Origin of the sequence: Gluconobacter sp. (assembly GCF_047722525.1) — a bacterium.
Lineage (GTDB): Bacteria > Pseudomonadota > Alphaproteobacteria > Acetobacterales > Acetobacteraceae > Gluconobacter.
Genome location: NZ_JBDNYY010000004.1, coordinates 210636 through 228824 on the forward strand (window position 1 = coordinate 210636; position 18189 = coordinate 228824).

Genomic DNA, 18189 nt, shown 5'->3' on the forward strand with positions numbered 1-18189 from the left:
TAATGCAAGACTTTATTTAATTGATTAACAATTATGGGCAGCAGGGTGTCTGATGGACCGGCCCCGCAGCGGGGCCGGTCGGAAAATCAGGCTGGTGTATGGCCGTCAGGCTTGCCGTTGTCCTGTGCTGCGTCCTGAACCGGCGGCTTCGGAGTGGCCGGGGCATCATTGGCGGGAGCGGGCAGGGCGACGTCCGCGGTGATGCGCATGGCGTTGCCGGGTGGCGTCGTGAAGTAGGACGTGCCCGTGTAGAACTTGACGTTTGCCGCAGCGAGCTGATTGGTGATGCGGCGGTAGAACTCGCGCTTGACCTTCCATTTCATCATGGGAGTCGTGCGGAAGCTGCCGAGGAGGGTGGCGCCGCCGCTGTCGCTGTTGTCCACGCCCAGATCGTTATAGTCCGACAGGATCATGGGGCCGAAAACCGGATCGTCCCGCATTTCCTTGAGCGTCTTGGCCATGATGGCCGTGACGCGGGGCAGGTCTTCGGAGAGGTCGAGCTGCTGCTTGACGATGACCTGATTGTAGCCGCGGGCGGTGTTGGCGATCGAGGAAACGGACGAGAACGGGATGATGTGAAGGTCGCCGTTGATGTCGCGGACCTTTACGGTGCGGATCGAGAGGTTTTCCACCGTTCCCGAGACGCCGCCGGTCGTGACCCAGTCACCGACCTGGATGGCGTCTTCCACGAGCATGAAGAAGCCCGTGATGAAGTCCTTGACCAGGCTCTGCGAACCGAAGGCGATGGCGGCACCCATGATGCCCGCGCCGGTGAGCAGCGGGGTGACGTTGATGCCGATCTGCGAGAGCGTCGTGACGGCGACGATGATGATGATGATGGCCAGCAGGACGGTGCGGATGATGGGCAGGACCGTGCGCAGGCGGGTGGCGCGGGAAAGCTGGTCCGACTTTTCGAAACGGGTGAGCTGCTGGCTGAGGAAGGCGTTGATGATTTCCCAGAGCGTGACGGCCACGGTGAGGGCGACCAGCATCGTCAGGACGGCGTCCATCAGGTGACGGCCGACGGCGTTGTGCAGGAAGAAGCCGAAGGTGGGCAGGCCCCAGGCTTCGGTCATGGCGATCAGGGTCAGGAACAGGAGAGCACCGGTCAGGATCCTGCGGGCGAAGGGGTAGTAGCGGTCGGCGCGTTTCTGCAGGTCGGGGAAGCGGTCGGTCAGGACGGGATTGATGCGGAAGAAGCGGTCCTGCAGTCCATAGGCCATGACCGCCACCAGCCGGGAGGCGACCAGGATGCCGATGGTGATGCCGGTGGTGTCGAGGATCCAGCGGTAGCCGCCGGGCAGGTGCGCGGCCCAGACGACCCAGAGGGACACGTCGAGGAACATGGCCGGGACCCACCACAGGCGGGTGACGGCGACGATGAAGGTCCACATCGCGGTGTCGGGGACGGCGCGGGGCTGCAGGGCCCGGCTGACGAGGTGGCGGATGCGCCAGATGAAGATGGCGATCAGGATGTGTTCGATCAGGACCACGCCCCGGATCATCGCGTCCGTGCCGCGCGGGGACAGGTTGAACTGGCTGCCCAGTGTGGAGAGGCAGAAAATGATGGCGGGGGCTGCGACGAGTACGTTCCACCAGCGGGTGAGCAGGAAGGCCGTCGCGTCCGTTGCGGGCAGCAGGCGGATGGTGGGGGAACGCGGGGCAAAGCCGGTCTCGACGAAAAGATACAGGCAGCGGGCCGCGGCGTAGCAGTTGGCGAGCGTCATGATGACGTTGTCGGTCTTGGCGCTCCAGGGGAACACCAGCACGGCGAGATAGGCTACGGCCAGAAAGGCGAGAACCGGGACGGCCTTGAGGGCGAAATGTCCCAGGGCGTAGGGGACGCGGGAGAGGAAACGCAGGGTTTCGACCTGTCGCCGCTGGTCGGCGGCACGGGTCTGGCTGGAGCCGTCGACGATGGGTTCCGCAGGCGCGGTGGCATCAGGTGCGGTCGCGTTGCGCTGTTCCCGGTTTTCGGCGTTCTGCGTGAGCTGGAGGAGCGGTTTGCGCAGGCTGAGGGCGACGATCCGTTCCAGCGCGATTCCGCAGAGCATGGCGACGAGACCGCCTGCGAAGGCATGGAGGATCGTGGTGCGCGTATCGGTCGAGGCGAGGGTCGTGCGTGCCCAGTGACCGACGAGGGCGAGATCACTGAACAGGCCCAGGAAGTTGTGCAGGTATCCCAGCGTCTGAAGGCGGATGCTGCTCAGGCCCGTATGGATGTCGGGCGGGACTTCGGCGACGGGCTTGGCGGCGGCTTTGGCTGGTGCCGCTTTGGCCGGTGCGGCTGCGGGGGCTGTGGCGGGCGTTTCGACCTGGAGGCCGCGGGCCATCAGGGAGAGGGTGTGGGTGAAGGAGTCCCGCTCCTTGGGGTTGTTCAGGACGTTGAGGAGCTGCTGGGCTTCCTGCTTGTTGAGCGGAGCGTCCGTCGTGGTGCTGTCAGCGGCCAGGGCGGGGGCCAGTGACGTCAGGACGCTGAGGACCAGGAAGAGAAGGATACCGGAGAGGGACCGTCCGGTCCGTGGCGGGAAGGGTGAAGACGGGTCGGGACGGGGTATCGGCGGCATCGGTCTGGGCTGTCCTTCAGAGTACGCGTTCTGGGCGGGTTTCGTGGTCCGCACCTCGTTGACCGCCCGGGGCGGTTTGTTGCCCTGAACATGGCACAGGCGGACGGCCCTGTCCTACCCTCTTGATGGGCTCTCTTTCATTCAGGCGGGGTGGGGACGTGCGGTGTGATCTGGTCGAGCGCGTCGGCGTTGCGGATCGCCCAGTGATAGAGAAGCTCGACGGGTTCCACGAAGGTCTGCCCGAGTTCCGTCAGGCTGTAATCGACATGGGGTGGCATGATCTGCCGGACGTTGCGGCGGACGAGGCCCTGCGATTCAAGTTCGCGCAGGGTCTGGGTCATCATTTTTTTCGAAAGGCCGGGGATGCTGCGCTGGAGTTTTCCGGGGCGTGCCGTACCACCCAGAAGATGGAGGGTGTGCAGGATCATGGTGGTCCATTTCCCGCTGAAAAGCCTCAGGATCCGGCGGGGCGCGCAGTCTTCGGCGAAGGGTGCCTGACGGTAGTGATCGGGCAGCGGCGGGGTCATGGGGTGGGCACCTTCTGGTCACCGGGGCACGAAAAGGTGCCGTCTGGTGGAAATGGCAATGTCGTATCAGATGTGGAGCAGACCCGGTTTTCTGCAAAGGAAAAATCCCATGACTTCTTCTGTTGCTGTGGCACCGGCCCGGACCGCTCTGGTGGTCGGGGCGACGGGTATTGTCGGTCAGAACCTTGCGGCGCGTCTCGTGGCCGAGGGCTGGACGGTGCATGGTCTGGCGCGCAGGCCGCGCCATGACATGGCGGGCGTGCTGCCGGTGGAGGCCGATCTGCTGGATCTGCCGTCGCTGTCGGAGGCGCTGAAGGATCTGCGTCCGAGCCATGTGTTCTTCTGCTCCTGGCTGCGTCAGGCGACCGAGGAAGAGAACTGTCGCGTCAATGCGGCGATGGGGCGCAATCTGTTCGCCTCCCTGCCTGAGCCGGGGCTTCTGGTTCATGCGGCGCTGACGACGGGCATGAAGCATTATCTTGGACCGTTCGAGGCCTATGCGTTGGGAGAGCCGCCGGTGACGCCGTTCCGCGAAGAGGTGCCCCGGCTGGATCTGCCGAATTTCTATTACGATCAGGAAGACGCGCTTTATGAAGCCGCTGCCCAACACGGGTTTTCGTGGAGTGTGCATCGTCCGCATACGGTGATCGGCTATGCGGTTGGCAATGCGATGAACATGGGCAGCACGCTGGCGGTCTATGCGACGATCTGCCGGGAGACCGGGCGGCCCTTCGTGTTTCCCGGATCGCCGGTGCAGTGGAATGGTCTGACGGATCTGACCGATGCGCGGCAACTGGCACGGCAGCTTTTCTGGGCTTCCACGTCTGCGGCGGGCCGGAACGAGGCGTTCAATATCGTGAATGGCGATCTGGTGCGCTGGAAATGGCTCTGGCCGCGTCTGGCGGAGTGGTTCGGGATCGAGGCTGCACCGTATCCGGGGCACGCAACGTCGCTTGAGGAAACCCTTTCGGGGGATGCGGAACTCTGGGAGCGGATTGTCGCGAAATACGGTCTGACGGAGAGCCAGATCGGGCGGTTGGCCTCGGCCTGGCATACGGATGCGGATCTCGGACGGCCGGTGGAATGCGTGACGGATATGAGCAAGAGCCGCCTCGCCGGGTTTGCAGATTATCAGTACACGCCGGATTCTTTTACCGATCTGTTCGTCCGTCTGCGGGCGGAGCGGCTGATTCCGTGAAGGGCGGGTTACGGGGCTTTTACGGTTTCACGACCGCAAAGGTCCTGCTTTCCGTGACGGAGAGTGATATGCAGGCGCTTCTGTCCTGATTGTTGAAATGAGCCTGCCTTGAATCGAGTGTTCAGCTTGTCTGCCCTGCTACTGGTGGGGTCTGTTGGTCTGGGATCTGTTTCCGCACTGGCGGCGGAGAGCGCGCCGGTCACGTCCGCGAACGATACCGCGACGCTTGTCACGGATCGCGATGCGGTCGGGCCGGACCAGCATCTGCGGGTTGGTCTGCGGCTTCAGCTCAAGCCGGGCTGGCATACCTACTGGATCAATCCGGGGGATGCCGGGGATACGCCGACGCTGGATGTGACCGCTGATGGCGGGGCGACAGGCAAAGGTGGCCCCATCCACTGGCCGGTGCCAGTACGGATCAGTGAGGGCGGCCTCATGTCCTATGCCTATGTGAATGAGGTGACGCTGCCGGAGGATCTGGTTCTCAAGGGTTCCGGCGGGACGACGCTGCATGCGCATGGGGAGTGGCTTGTCTGTGCGCAGGTCTGCATTCCAGAGAGCGGTGATTTCACACTGACGCTGCCGGCTTCGGCGGGTGATGTGTCGGAAGGCGGAGCGCAGGCTGCGCTGTTCCACAAGGCGGATGCGGCCATGCCGGTGGCGTCGCCGTTTGCGGCCAGCGTGTCGGGCGATGGCGTGCTGACGCTTTCGGGCAAGGGACTGTCTGCGGCGTCCGTGTCTCAGGCGTGGTTCCTGCCGCAGGACGGGGGCGTGATCGATCAGGTGGCGGAGCAGCCGCTGCATGTGTCGGACGGGCAACTGACGCTTGGGCTCAAGTTCCTGAAATCGGCGCATCGGGACAGGCCGCTGGCGGGTGTTGTCGTGCTCAAGGATGCGGCGGGGCAGGAAAGCCCGTTGCAGGTTGAGGCGCGCCCGGTTGGGGGAGCGTCTGCTGCGGCTCCTGTGCAGGCGGATGCGGCCCCGGCTTCTGATGTGCCAACCGGCGCGGGGTGGCTGCGGGTTCTGCTCTTTGCTTTTGTGGGCGGGCTGATCCTGAACCTGATGCCCTGCGTGTTTCCTGTTCTGGCGATGAAGGCGCTATCTCTGGCGAAAATGGGGGGTGCCGGACGGGGGGCGCAGCTTCAGAGCGCGCTGTTCTACACGCTTGGCGTGACGGGGGCATTTGCGGCTCTGGGCATTGTCATGATCGGGCTGCGTCTGGCCGGGTCTGCGGCGGGGTGGGGCTTTCAGTTCCAGTCGCCGGGATTTGTGGTCGGGGTATGCTGGCTGCTGTTCCTCATGGGGCTGAACCTGCTGGGTGTGTTTGAAGTCAGCGCCGGGCGTCTGGGTCAGGTGCAGACCGGGGGCGGCCGGAGCGGTGACATGATGACGGGGTTGCTGGCGGTCATCGTGGCGACGCCCTGCACCGCGCCGTTCATGGGGGTCGCCATTGCAGGGGCGCTGGGTGGACCGCCGGTGATGGGGGTGCTGGTGTTTCTGGCGATGGGGCTGGGACTGGCGTTCCCGTATATTCTGGTGGCCGGGGTTCCGGGTGTGGCGTCGCGGATGCCGAAGCCGGGGGCCTGGATGGGGATTCTCAAGCAGGTTCTGGCGTTTCCGCTGTTTGCGACCTGTGTATGGCTGCTGTGGGTGGCGGCGATCCAGCGGGGTGTGATGTTCGTGGCGCTGACAGCCGGGGGTATTGTGCTGCTAGGGTTTGCGGGCTGGATCTATGGTGTCGGGCAGCGTCGGTCCATGTTGGAAGGCGGCCGTGGGACGGTGGCGTTTTGCCGTGTTGTGGCTGTGCTGTGTGTTGTGGTCTGTGGCGCGGCGCTGGCGCAGGGATTGCGGGCCGCACCGGCTCCCGTGGCGGCCGGGGTATCGGATGCGGGTGTTGAGCCGTTTACCGAAGCGCGGCTGGCGGAGCTTCGGGCGCAGGGAAAGCCGGTGTTCATCGACATGACGGCGTCCTGGTGCATCACCTGCATGGTCAATGAGCGTGTGGCGCTAGATGTGCCGTCCGTTCAGGCGGCTTTCCGGGACCGGAAAATCGTGTTCCTCAAGGGGGACTGGACGAACCGCAATGCGGCGATCGGCGCGTTCCTCAAGGCGCATGGGCGCGATGGTGTGCCGTTCTATATCTATTATGCGCCGCATCAGGATGGCATCGTGCTGCCGCAGATCCTGACGCCGGGCATCGTGCTTTCGACGATCGGGAAATAGGCACGCGGTTTTGCCGATCTCTGAAAAACCCTGTTCCCGGTCCGGGAGCAGGGTTTTTTCATATCTGGGGGTGTTTAGCGGCCCGTGTTGCGGGGATCGTCCTGCGGGTTGACGTAGGTCATACTGAACGGTCCCGTGCCCGAGACCTGAAGGACCGCGCCCTGACTTCCGGCCTTGATGGCGTGGGGGACATTGACCGGCAGGTGCACAAAGCCGCCCGGGCCGAGAGGGCGCTGCTGCGTTGTGGCGAGGCTCTGTCCCACGTAATGCTGGATGGTGCCGCTGATGACGGTGAGCATCTCGTCCAGATTATGGGTGTGGGGCGGAATGAAAGATCCCGCAGGCATCATGACGCGCAGGGTGAAGGGGCCCGGTTTGCTGGTGTCGCCGGTCAGGACGGCCAGTTTCGTTCCATGCGGAAACATCGGAGGCGCGGGCTGCCATTTCACGGCATCGGAGCCGTGGATGATCGTCACACCGGACTGGTTCTGCATGGGTTCGGTCGGGGCCGGTGCGCTATGGGCCAAAGAGGGCACAGCCAGTGTGGTGCAGAGCAGCAGGGCTGACCTGACGAAATGCTTTTTGAAAATGTTGCCGGGGGGCATGGGGATCTCCTCCGTCCCGTAAGGATTCGTGCGTGCCGTATTACGGCAACGCACGGGAGGAGAACCGGTTTGGAACAGGGAGCCGGATTGGTTCGTGTTCCGGACGATCAGAAGGCGGTGGAGACCGTTCCGGTCATGGTGAAGCGCGGGGCGACCATGAAGGAGTTTCCGTAGCCGGTATAGGACGCCATGTTGCCGCTGTAGACGGTGCTCGGGTCCTTGGCGCTGTAGACCGCGCCCATGGCACCGGTGCGGACGACGGAGCCGGTCAGGTTGGTGAAGTTCAGGCGGAAGGTCGGGGACTTCGCGAACATGAACGGCTTGAAGTGATAGCCGAGCGAGAGTGTGTTGGTGACATAGCCGGGGATGCGCTGGTCGCCGGCGATGCTGACCGACTGCGGGCCGGTGTAGTGGACGGCGCCGTTCGCGAAGAAGCCCTTGTAGGTGTAGGTCAGGCCGAAATTCGCGATGACATGCGGGGCCATGACGGCCTGCGTGCCCTTGGAGTGCAGCATCGTGTTCAGATACGGATCGAAGACGTTGCTGTCCTGAGAGGCGTGCAGGTATTCGACGGAAGCGTAGGGGCTGAAACCGTGGATGGGGCGCGCTGCGACCATCACGTCAAACCCGCGCATCTGCTGGTTGCCGATATTGAACGGCTTGTAGCTGTTCATGCCGACATACTGGTCCACGATGCGGTTCGTGACGTTGTAGTTGAAGAACGCGACATCCGCGATGATGTGATCGTCGTGGTAGCGGTAGCCGAGTTCTTCCTTGATGGAATACTGGTTCTTGGGGATCGCGACGCTGGTGTACAGCCAGCCGAGATCGACCGCACTGGGCTGACGGTAATCGCCTTCCACGTTCAGGTAGACCTGATGGTGGTTGTTGATGCGATAGCCGATCGAAAGCTGCGGCAGGGGCGCTGTGCGGTTGCCTTCCTGACGGCCGTAATAGTCCTTGTTCCAGATGTTCGTCATGACGAACTTGAAGCCGGCATCCACGGTCAGGTGATCGTTGAAGTATTTGGCCGTGTCATGCACGAACAGCGAGTGGATTTCGTAACCTGCTGTCTGCTTGTCGCCGGCGGAGATCTGGTACGCGGCCCAGTTGGGGCTCGGGGCGTTGCCATCCGGCATCTGGTAGCTGCTGGGATAGGACTGGATCGTCTGGGTGTTTTCGTACCAGTAACCGACCGAGAACGTGTTGTGACGGTCGATCTCCCAGTTGAGTTTCGCGACCGTACCGACGGAGCGGTATTCGTTCTGCAGGAAGTAGTTCGTCAGGCCGCGCGTGGCGCCGGTCTCGTCGGTCGTGGTGCCGCCGGGAGACGCATCCCAGCCCTGTCCGAAGCTGAAATACGGGTGGATGTCGAGGGACAGGCGCGAGGGCAGGACGATATGGACCGGAGCTGAGATGAAGATCTGGTTCCAGTGATCGTTGTTGTTGCCCCAGTAATTGTTGCTCGTCTTGTCGTTCGTGCGGCCGTAGCCCTGTCCGGTATGCTTGTAGCGGAAGAACTGGTCGGAGGTCGGGTAGTTGTCGATGATGAAGTCGGCCGAGTTCCAGGACAGGAAGAACTTGGCGTTGGAGCCATTCCGCCAGTCTTTCTGAAGGCCGAAATCGATGTGCTTGCGCTGGTTGACGCCAGCGCCCATCCACGAGCGGTCATGGGTGTTGGAGAAGGAGAAATAGCCGCGCACGCCGCTATGGCCGATCTCGCCGGATTCAAGCCGGATGAACTCGCGCGAAAGGTTGTTGGTGCCGTAGGAGAAGTCGATCAGGCCGCCGCGCTTCTGGGCGGGGGTGCGGGTTTCCTCGGCCATGACGCCAGCGGCGGCGGACATGACGGGAAGGTCGGTTGCGGAGGAGCCGGGGGTGACGCTGACGCTTTCGAGGTTCTCGGAATCGACGTTTTCGCTGAGATACTTGGCCGCGGCGGCAGGCGCGCCGTCCACGACCAGGCCCATGTCGAGATCGGTCAGGCCGCGGGACTGGATCTGTCCGCCTTCCATGCCTGACGAATCCGGGGTGGTGACGTTGAGGCTCGGCAGGTTCTGGACAAGGTCAAGCGCGGTGCTGGTCGGGGCGCGCATGTCGATGAACTGTTTGCTGACGGTCTGGACGGCGTGAGGTGCCGTTTCGACACGCATCATGCCGCCGCCGCCATTGAGGGCGCGGCGCGAGGACGTGACGGAGACCGTTTCGGCAGCGGAGGCATCAAGTGCATGCGGGCGCGGCGTGGCTGTCGCGTGGGCCGGGGGTGTGGCTGGACGCACCGGGCCGCGGCCTGAAGCATGATGGCGCGGAGCGGGATGTTTCGTTGCCTGTGCGGCGCGGGCGCTCGTGCCGAAAGCGGCGAGGACGCTGCCGGCAAGGCAGGTGACTGCAAGGAGCTGGCGTCGGTAGCCTGGTGACCAACGGTTGTCTTTCATGCTGCCGGGCTCCTGTCCTGTCGAAACGAAAGGTTCACTTTGGAAACGGTATTTATTCGAAACGTGGATGTAAAACAGAGGGCCTATCTGCACCAAAGATAAAATGCAGGGCAGGCCATTGCCGTTTTTAGGGTGGTGCAAAAATGTGACAGTCTGTGTCTCCCATTGGCCGCGGGCGGTCAGGGGGCGGATTGCGACTGTGTGATGGGGGAGAGGAACTCCTTTTCAAGCTCCGAAATCACCAGTCGTGCGGCGCCGGAGAGCTGTCGGGAGTGATCCACGCACAGGGCCAGTGTCAGAGGCGGCAGGTCATGGTTGGAAATCGGAATGAAGGCCAGTTCGCCGCGCGTGACCTCTTCCATGACGTCCAGGGCGCTGAGGATTCCGAGGCCGACACCTTCGCGAACCAGGGACTTGATCATTTCGATATTGTCGGATGTGGCGGCGGCCTGGATGTCGAGATTGCTGTCGATTTCGAGGATTTCGATCTGGCGTTGCAGGGCGAGTGGGGCTTCGGGCATGATCATGGGGTAGTTCATGGCCATGCTGAAGCGGGCGCTTTTGCGTTCCGCGACGGGATGGTTCGGCAGGCAGACGAATCCGAGCGGGAAATCCTTGTGGGCGCGGACCAGAAGGCCGCGCGCGTGGGTCGGATTGAGCAGCAGGGCGACATCGACCGCACCGTCGATCAGGGTGCTCTGGATACGGCTGTTGTCGAGGACATGGGTGCAGATCGTGATGCCCGGATGGGTCGTGCGCATGGCGCGGAGCAGGCGGGGCAGGAAACCGCGGGTCAGGGCGTCGGGGACGGCGATGTCCACCTGTCCCCGGCGCAGGCCGCGCATGTCCTCGATCTGGACGCACATATTGGTCAGGTCCCGCGACCACTGTTTGCCGTGGGCATAGAGCAGCTCACCCGTGGCGGTCAGGCGCAGGCCGGTGGGGAGGCGTTCGAAGAGGGCGGTGCCGAGGGACTCTTCGCCCTGGAGGATCTGCCGGTCGATGGCGGAAGCGGCGATCCGCAGGTGTTCGGAAGCCCGGCGGATCGACCCGTGCTGGGCGACGGCGAGGAAGTAGCGCAGGAAGCGTGAGAAGACAGGCATGGAATAACTGCTCTCTTTTTGCGAACGGAAGATGCGTTTTTATGGAGTATACGACCTCAAGGCTGTGTGAAACTATCCCGACCGACAGGAGACCTGTCGTTTTTGATACGGAAAGACGGTCTGGCAGTGTCTGGATGCTGCTTTGCCCGTACCGGTTCTTTGGGATTTGACCACATGATGTCCACCGTTTCTCACGTCGATGCCCTCGCTGCGCTTTCGGAGCGTGTGCGGGAGGATCTGGCGAAAATCCGTTATGCGACGGGTAACTGGAGCCTGACGCAGGACCGGGATGGGGAAGCGGTTCTGGATGTGGCGATCATCGGTGCGGGGCAGGGGGGCATTACGTCGTGCTTCGGACTGCGCCGGCAGGGTGTGACCAATGTGGAAGTCTTTGAAAAGGCGTCCAAAGGCGGCGAAGGTCCGTGGGTGACGTTTGCGCGGATGATCACGCTGCGCACGCCCAAGCACGTCACCGGGCCGGACCTCGGGATTCCGAATCTCACGCCGCAGTCCTGGGTCGAGGCGCGTTATGGAGCGAAGGCCTGGGAGGATCTGGACAAGATCTCCCGCCATGACTGGCAGGCCTATCTGGACTGGGTGCGGGAGACGCTCGACATTCCGGTCGTGAACGATCAGGAACTGGTGCATGTCGGCTGGGACAACGGGCTGCTGCGGCTGACGTTCCGCAATGCGGCCGGTCAGGAAACGGTACGTCTGGCGCGGCGTATGGTGCTGGCGACGGGCATTGAGGGCGGCGGGACATGGCATGTGCCGTCCTTTATTTCCGATACGCTGCCGAAATCCGTTTATGCACACACGCATGAAGACATTGATTTCGAGGCTCTGCAGGGCAAGCGGATCGGTGTTCTGGGCGCGGGTGCGTCTGCGTTCGACAACGCCGCGACGGCTCTGGAAAAAGGTGCGGGGCGGGTGGATCTGTGCCTGCGCCGGACGAAGATTCCGGCGGTCAATCCGTATCGCTGGATGGAAAATGCGGGCTTTCTGGCGCATTTCTCGGAACTGCCGGACCTGACACGCTGGCGTTTCATGCGGCAGATTTACAGCCTGAACCAGCCACCGCCGCAGGACACGTTCTGGCGCTGCCGCCGTCATGAGAATTTTGCTTTCCATCCCGGAACGCCCTGGACGGCGACGCGGATGGACGGGGATGAAATCGTGGTGACGACGCCGCAGGGCGAGATGCGCTTTGATTTTCTGATCATTGGGACGGGGTTCTCGATTGACCTGTCGCAGCGGCCGGAAACGCGGGATTTTGCGTCTTCGGTCATGCTGTGGCGCGATCATTTCACGCCGCCGGCCGGGGAAGAGAGCGAGCTTCTGGGCAGCCATCCCTATCTGGGTGCGCGGTTCCAGTTCCTGCCGAAGGATGCGGCCGATCCGAAGGCGCCGATGCTGGCGGCGATCTATAATTTCACGTTCGGAGCCATGCCGAGCATGGGGCTTTCGGGCGCGTCCATCAGCGGGATGCGTTTTGGCGTGGAGAAGCTGGCGCGGGGCATTGCGCGCGATCTGTTCGTGGAGGACGGCGAGAAACATCTGGCGAGCCTTTTGGCATATGACACGGAAGAACTCGTCAGCCTCGATCCGCCGGTGCTTTGAGAAGGAAGACGCCCATGACGCAGGACAGCTATCCGCGGGACATGATCGGCTACGGCCGCACGCCGCCTGATCCGAAATGGCCGAATGGCGCGCGCATCGCCGTGCAGTTCGTCATCAATTACGAGGAAGGGGCGGAAAACTCGGTTCTGCATGGTGATGCGGGATCCGAAGCGTTCCTGTCCGAAATGGTGGGCACGAAATCCATCATCGGGGCGCGCTGTGCGCAGATGGAGAGCCTGTACGAATATGGCAGCCGGGCCGGGTTCTGGCGGCTGCGGCGTCTGTTCGATGACGCCGGGATGCCCGTGACGGTGTTTGGCGTGGCGAAGGCGCTGGCCCGCAATCCGGATGCCGTGGCGGCCATGAAGGAGAGCGGCTGGGAGATTGCGTCCCATGGTCTGCGCTGGATCGATTATCAGGATTTCCCCGAAGATGTGGAGCGGGCGCATATCCGCGAGGCGATTGCGCTGCATACCGAGGTGACGGGGGAGCGGCCGCTCGGCTGGTATCAGGGGCGCACGAGTCCGAACACGGCGCGTCTGGTCGCGGAGGAAGGCGGGTTTGTCTACGACGCGGATTCCTATGCGGATGACCTGCCGTATTATGACCGGACCAATGGCCGGGCGCAGTTGATTGTGCCCTATACGCTCGATGCGAATGACATGAAGTTCGCAGCGCTGAACGGGTTTACGGAAGGTGAGCAGTTTTTCATCTACCTGCGTGATGCGTTTGACATGCTGTATCGCGAGGGCGGACGGATGATGTCGGTCGGGCTGCATTGCCGTCTGGCGGGCAAGCCGGCGCGGGCGATGGGACTGCTGAAGTTTCTGGAGCATATCCGCAAGCATGAGGGTGTCTGGGTGGCGACGCGGCTGGATATCGCGCGGCACTGGCAGTCTGTGCATCCGGCATGAAGATTTCGGACGTCAATGCTCTGTCGGCCGAGGCGTTTGTTGCGCAGTTCGGTGGGCTTTATGAACATTCGCCCTGGGTGGCGGAAGGGGCGCTGAAGGCCCGGCCTTTTGAGAATGTGGATGCGATGCTGTCCGCATTTGCGCAGACTGTGCGGTCTGCGGGAGTGGAGGCGCAGCTTGCGCTGGTGCGGGCGCATCCGGAGCTTGGACACCGGGCCGGGATTGATCCGGATCTGACGGAACATTCCGCGTCGGAACAGGCTTCGGCGGGGCTGGATCGTCTGACGCCAGCGGAATACGAGCGGTTCCGGGGGCTGAACGACGCGTATCGTGCGCGGTTTTCCATGCCGTTCGTGATCTGTGTGCGCAAAGTGGCCGTACCCGGGAAGGCCGCGAAAACCGTCATTATGGATGAAATGGAGCGCCGTCTGGCTGGCACTCCCGAACAGGAACTGACCGAGGCGCTGACGCAGATCGATGCGATTGCGGCACTTCGTCTGAAGGATCTGGTTGCGTCATGAGTTCTTTGTCCACGCATGTTCTCGATACGGTGTCCGGTAAACCTGCCGCGGGTGTGAGCCTGCGTCTGTTGCAGGGGGATCGGGTGCTGTTCGAGGGGCAGACTAATGCAGACGGGCGTTGCCCGGAACTGCGGGATGTTGCGGTTTCGAAAGGGACGTACTGTCTGGAGTTCCGGATCGGCGATTACTTCCGAAAGGGCGGCCAGGTCCTGTCCGATCCGCCGTTTCTGGATGTGGTGCCGATCGTGTTCGGGCTGGCGGCGGAGGCACATGCGCATGTGCCGCTTCTGGCGGCGCCGTTCGGATATTCCACCTATCGCGGAAGCTGAGGGCTTTTCATGACTGCCGAGAACGCCGCGATGACCGGCCTGCATCCCGTTGACGAGAAACTGCCGGTCTGGCGGCTTGGGGCCTACGGGTTGCAGCATGTGCTGGCGTTCTATTCGGCGGCGGTCATTGTCCCGATCCTCGTGGCCGGTGCGCTGCATCTGCCGCGTGAAACGCTGATCCATCTGATCGATGCGGATCTGTTCACCTGCGGGATTGCGTCGCTGCTTCAGGCGGTGGGGTTCGGGCCGGTCGGGGTTCGGCTGCCGCTGTTGCAGGGCGTGACGTTTACCGCCGTGGGGCCGATGATTGCCATCGGGTCTGCCGTGGGGGGCGGGACGCCGGGGCTTTTGTCCATTTACGGGTCCGTCATCGTGGCGGGGTTCGTGACGTTGCTGATGGCGCGGCATTTCGCGGGGCTGGTGCGGTTTTTCCCGCCGGTTGTGACGGGGTCCATCATTCTCATTATCGGTCTGGCGCTGCTGCCGGTCGCGGCGAATGACATTGTGTCGGGCGCCAGTCCGTCCGTCATGCAGGATCATGTTCCGCTGCGGAGCATCTGGTACGGGTTGGGGACGCTGGCGTCCATTCTGGTGATCCAGCGGCTGTTTCGCGGGTTTATTGCTACGATTGCAGTTCTGATCGGGCTGGTTCTGGGAACATTGGTGGCCTGGGTGCTGGGTGATGCGAATTTCGGGGATGTGTCGTCCGCGCCGCTCCTGTCCATCACGCATCCGTTCTATTTCGGGATGCCGACGTTTCATCCGGTTTCGATCCTGTCGATGGTGATCGTCATGACGATTTCCATGATCGAGACGATCGGGAACGTCTATGCGACGGGTGAAATCGTCGACAAGCCGATCACGTCCGAGGACATCGCCCGCACGCTTCGCGCCGATGGGATCGCGACCATGCTCGGTGGCGTACTCAACTCGTTTCCCTATACGTGCTTTGCCGAAAATGTCGGGCTGGTGCGGATGACGGCGGTGAAGAGCCGCTGGGTCGTGGCGGCGGCGGCGGTCATCATGATGCTGCTCGGCTGCCTGCCGCGTCTGGGTGCGCTGGTGGCTGCGGTGCCGGTGCCGGTTCTGGGCGGTGCGGCGCTGGCGATGTTCGCGACCGTGGCCGTGGTGGGGGTGCAGACCCTGTCGCGGGTGGATTTCAACCGGCAGAGCAATGTGATCATCGTGGGCACCAGCATCGGGCTGAGCATGCTGGCGACGGCCCAGCCGCATATCTCTGATACGTTTCCGATGTGGGCGAAGATCGTGTTTGGCAGCGGAATTACGCTGGGGTCTCTGTCAGCGATTTTGCTGCATCTGATTTTCAACGTGAAGCGGACGATTCATGAGGCGACGCATGCGACGGATGTTCCACGTGAGGCGCTGATCGACGAGCGGATTCGGGAAGGATGAGGCTCAGGGCTCCGCCCTGAAACCCGCCAAAGGCCGGGGGCCTCTGGACACCGGTTTATAAGGCGGGGTGCAGGGATCGAGATCCCTGCCGGGTCCGGGCAGAGCCCGGATTGTCACGTCAGAATCCCGTCTGGGCGGAAAAATAAAAGCCTGTCTGATCCTTGTAGGTCGCGATCGTACCCAGGGACACGTAGGCCAAAGTGACGTTCAGGTGCTTGTTGATGAAATAGCTGGTGTAGACGTCGAACCAGTTGCTTTCGTCGGTGAAACGCTGGTTGCGGGGCTTGGTGCGGTATTCGACGCCGACGATCAGCCCTGGAATGAAGGACGGCAGATAGCCCAGCGAGCCTTCGAACTGTGCGTGATAGTCGTTGTCACGGTCTCCCCCGAAACCGATGATGCCCCACTGGTTGCCCTTGGTGAAGCGGACGGTGGTGTCGATCAGGATGCCCACTTTCGGGAACAGCTTGGTGACGGCGAGATAGGCGTCTGCGCCGTCGGTGTGTTTCGAGCCGACCATGTGAATGACGCGGCCGTCACTGTCATGCTTGTACATGCCGCCGATGGCGACCTGCGGGATCAGGGTGTTGTCGGCGACATGGCCGAAAAGGCGGACCTTCGCGCCTGCGACGTCGAGGTCGAACTGGTAGCCATTTCCGATGCCGAGCTTGGCGCCTGTGGCGCGGGTCTGGAAGAAGTTGTGGGTGTAGGAAAGCTCGAGGCGGTCGAAGAAGCCCATCGAGGCGCCGACATTCTGGTCCCAGTAATTGGTGAGGTTCACGTAGCTGTAGTGAAAGGCCATGCCTGCGCTTTTGTCGCTGCCATAGCCGCTGATGGTGGCCCAGCTTGCGAGGCCGCCGCCGCTGGAGCCTTCGAGCGAGGACATGCCGCCGGTGCCGATTGCGCGTTGTCCGTCAAAGAGGGTGCGGAACAGGGACCTGCTGTTGCCGTCATTGCCCAGAGTGACCTGCGGGGCATTGGCAGTGTCGTCTGCGGCATGTGCTTTGTGAGTGGGGATGAGGGGACTGAGGGACAGGACCGCGGTCAGGGACATCAGGGAGCGGAAAGCCTGCGCGGAGGATGGAGAGCGGTGCATGGGTCCTGCTTTTAGGTCGCGAGCCCGAGGGTGAGCCAGGAGTATTCTCGCAGATTAAATACTGACAGCAGTATAACTGTAGAAATACTGATGAAGAATTAAGGAAAACCCGCGATTTTAAAACATTCAGTGTCAAAAGATGACATATACGCTTGTGGGGTGGGTCCTTCCGTAGCGTCAGGCCGCGTTGCGCTGGTGGCGTCTCTGGCCTGCGACATAGGTGGCGGCGATGCTGCGGTCGTCACCGAGCATGGTCAGGGCGAAGAGGCGGTCGGCGAGGCTTTCGGCAGTTTGGCTGCGGATCCGTCCGAGAGGCGTGGCGGCAGGGTCGAAGACGCACAGATCGGCGTAGAGGCCGGGGCGGATGCTGCCGATCCGGTCTTCTAGCCCGAGGGACTGCGCGCCGCCCGCCGTGGCGAGCCAGAGGCCCTGTGCCGGGTGGAGTTTCGTCTGGAGGCCCTGGGCGACCTTGTAGGCGTCGGAGAGGACCTGAAGCAGGGACAGGGAAGGCCCGGCGCCGATGTCACTGCCGATGCCCACTTTCACGCGGCGTTTGGGATCAAGGGCCTTGAAGAGCGGGAAGGAGCCGCTGCCGAGGAACTGGTTCGAGCCGGGGCAGTGCGCGATGGAGCAGCCGGTGTCGTGACAGCGCTGGAAATCGGCGTCTTCGGCGTGGACGGCATGGGCGAGGATCGCGCGCGGACGCAGCAGACCGGCCTTGTCGTACACGTCCAGATAGGAAGCACGGTCGGGGAAGAGTTCGCGGACCCAGGCGATTTCCGAACGGTTTTCGAGCAGATGGGTCTGCATGAACAGGTCGGGCTTCGTGGCGAGCAGGGCGCCTGCGAGATCGAGCTGTTCGGGGGTGCTGGTGGGGGCGAAGCGCGGGGTGACGGCATAAAGCTGCCGTCCGCGGTTGTGCCAGCGGGCGATGAGTTCGGCGGACTGGTCATAGCCGCTCTGGGCCGTGTCGCGCAGGTTTTCGGGGGCATTGCGGTCCATCAGGACCTTGCCAGCGATCATGCAGGTGTTGAGGCGTTCGGATTCTTCGAAGAATGCGTCCACGGACTGGGGGTGGACGGTGCAGTACACGGCGGCCGTCGTGGTGCCGACGCGCAGGAGTTCGGTCAGGAACTGACGGGCAATGGTGCGGGCATAGGTGATGTCGGCGTAGCGGGCTTCGGCGGGGAAGACGTAGTTTTCCAGCCATTCCAGAAGCTGCTCGCCATAGGACGCGATGACCGGAAGCTGCGGGTAATGGACGTGCGTGTCGATCATGCCGGCGGAAATCAGCATGTCGGGATAATGGTCCACGGCGGTTCCGGCGGGGATGCGGTGTCTGAGGGTGTCCCAGGGGCCGGCGGCGGTGATGAGGCCGTTTTCGGTCAGGATCAGGCCATCGGGCTCATGATGGAGGGCGTCCATGGGATCGATGGTGAAGGGATCGGCATGGAAGGTCAGGTAGGGGCCGCGGATGGCGCTGGTCTGGGTCATGGGAGCATCTTATCGCAGGCGTTGGGGCGCGTGGAGCGGGTTTGTTGCGTTGGCGGCGGATTGGCAGTCGGGGCAGGGGTGTCTTACAACACGGACAGGAAGAACCGGCTGCTGGCATGTTCTTCAGCATGAGTTCCGGAGTAT

Annotated in this window: 14 protein-coding genes; 7 read left to right on the forward strand and 7 right to left on the reverse strand. The window is 62.8% G+C overall.

Annotation, left to right across the window (positions count from 1 at the left end; genetic code table 11):
- Nucleotides 1–86: 86 nt before the first annotated feature.
- Together ABF859_RS05870 and ABF859_RS05875 are read right to left on the reverse strand one after the other, a co-directional pair.
- Entirely contained in the window at nt 87–2567 is a 2481-nt protein-coding gene (locus ABF859_RS05870) for a mechanosensitive ion channel family protein (RefSeq protein WP_415526839.1), read from the reverse strand.
- 137 nt (nt 2568–2704) lie between these two features.
- Nucleotides 2705–3094: a winged helix-turn-helix transcriptional regulator gene (locus tag ABF859_RS05875; protein WP_415526840.1), complete on the reverse strand. Its 390-nt coding sequence runs from the start codon at nt 3092–3094 to the stop codon at nt 2705–2707.
- Between the two features lie 109 nt (nt 3095–3203).
- Between ABF859_RS05875 and ABF859_RS05880 the strand changes: the two genes are divergently transcribed.
- Together ABF859_RS05880 and ABF859_RS05885 are read left to right on the forward strand one after the other, a co-directional pair.
- Nucleotides 3204–4292, forward strand: coding sequence for an SDR family oxidoreductase (locus ABF859_RS05880; RefSeq protein ID WP_415526841.1), 1089 nt, complete (start codon nt 3204–3206; stop codon nt 4290–4292).
- Nucleotides 4293–4418: 126 nt separating this feature from the next.
- A complete protein-coding gene (locus ABF859_RS05885; protein WP_415526842.1) occupies nt 4419–6515 on the forward strand; it encodes a protein-disulfide reductase DsbD family protein in 2097 nt (698 codons plus the stop codon).
- A 74-nt stretch (nt 6516–6589) separates the two neighbouring features.
- On the opposite strand, the gene ABF859_RS05890 is transcribed toward ABF859_RS05885, so the two are convergent.
- From ABF859_RS05890 to ABF859_RS05900, 3 genes are all read right to left on the reverse strand, one after another.
- On the reverse strand, nt 6590–7120 hold the full coding sequence (locus ABF859_RS05890; RefSeq protein ID WP_415526843.1) for a cupin domain-containing protein: 531 nt from the start codon (nt 7118–7120) through the stop codon (nt 6590–6592).
- A 107-nt stretch (nt 7121–7227) separates the two neighbouring features.
- A complete protein-coding gene (locus tag ABF859_RS05895) occupies nt 7228–9555 on the reverse strand; it encodes a TonB-dependent receptor (RefSeq protein WP_415526844.1) in 2328 nt (775 codons plus the stop codon).
- Between the two features lie 179 nt (nt 9556–9734).
- Entirely contained in the window at nt 9735–10658 is a 924-nt protein-coding gene (locus tag ABF859_RS05900; RefSeq protein WP_415526845.1) for a LysR family transcriptional regulator, read from the reverse strand.
- A 174-nt stretch (nt 10659–10832) separates the two neighbouring features.
- Here ABF859_RS05900 and ABF859_RS05905 point away from each other — a divergent pair, with 174 nt between their 5' ends.
- Genes ABF859_RS05905 through ABF859_RS05925 form a run of 5 tightly spaced genes read left to right on the forward strand, consistent with a single transcriptional unit; the run spans nt 10833 to nt 15455 of the window.
- Nucleotides 10833–12278 carry a SidA/IucD/PvdA family monooxygenase gene (locus tag ABF859_RS05905; protein WP_415526846.1) on the forward strand — a complete coding sequence of 482 codons (1446 nt, stop codon included), beginning with the start codon at nt 10833–10835 and terminating at the stop codon, nt 12276–12278.
- A gap of 14 nt (nt 12279–12292) precedes the next feature.
- Nucleotides 12293–13192 carry an allantoinase PuuE gene (gene puuE, locus ABF859_RS05910; RefSeq protein WP_415526847.1) on the forward strand — a complete coding sequence of 300 codons (900 nt, stop codon included), beginning with the start codon at nt 12293–12295 and terminating at the stop codon, nt 13190–13192.
- On the forward strand, nt 13189–13713 hold the full coding sequence (gene uraD / locus ABF859_RS05915; RefSeq protein WP_415526848.1) for a 2-oxo-4-hydroxy-4-carboxy-5-ureidoimidazoline decarboxylase: 525 nt from the start codon (nt 13189–13191) through the stop codon (nt 13711–13713). The genes puuE and uraD overlap by 4 nt, the downstream gene beginning before the upstream one ends.
- Nucleotides 13710–14042, forward strand: coding sequence for a hydroxyisourate hydrolase (gene uraH / locus ABF859_RS05920; protein WP_086649290.1), 333 nt, complete (start codon nt 13710–13712; stop codon nt 14040–14042). The genes uraD and uraH overlap by 4 nt, the downstream gene beginning before the upstream one ends.
- A gap of 9 nt (nt 14043–14051) precedes the next feature.
- The gene (locus ABF859_RS05925) at nt 14052–15455 is read left to right on the forward strand and encodes a nucleobase:cation symporter-2 family protein (RefSeq protein ID WP_415526849.1); all 1404 of its coding nucleotides are present in this window, start codon (nt 14052–14054) and stop codon (nt 15453–15455) included.
- Nucleotides 15456–15573: 118 nt separating this feature from the next.
- Here the strand turns inward: ABF859_RS05925 and ABF859_RS05930 are convergent, their stop codons facing one another.
- Together ABF859_RS05930 and guaD are read right to left on the reverse strand one after the other, a co-directional pair.
- Nucleotides 15574–16551, reverse strand: a complete 978-nt coding sequence (locus tag ABF859_RS05930) for a DUF3034 family protein (protein ID WP_415526850.1) — start codon at nt 16549–16551, stop codon at nt 15574–15576.
- A gap of 177 nt (nt 16552–16728) precedes the next feature.
- Complete coding sequence (gene guaD, locus ABF859_RS05935; RefSeq protein ID WP_415526851.1) at nt 16729–18045, reverse strand: guanine deaminase; 1317 nt, start codon at nt 18043–18045, stop codon at nt 16729–16731.
- Nucleotides 18046–18189 lie beyond the last annotated feature (144 nt).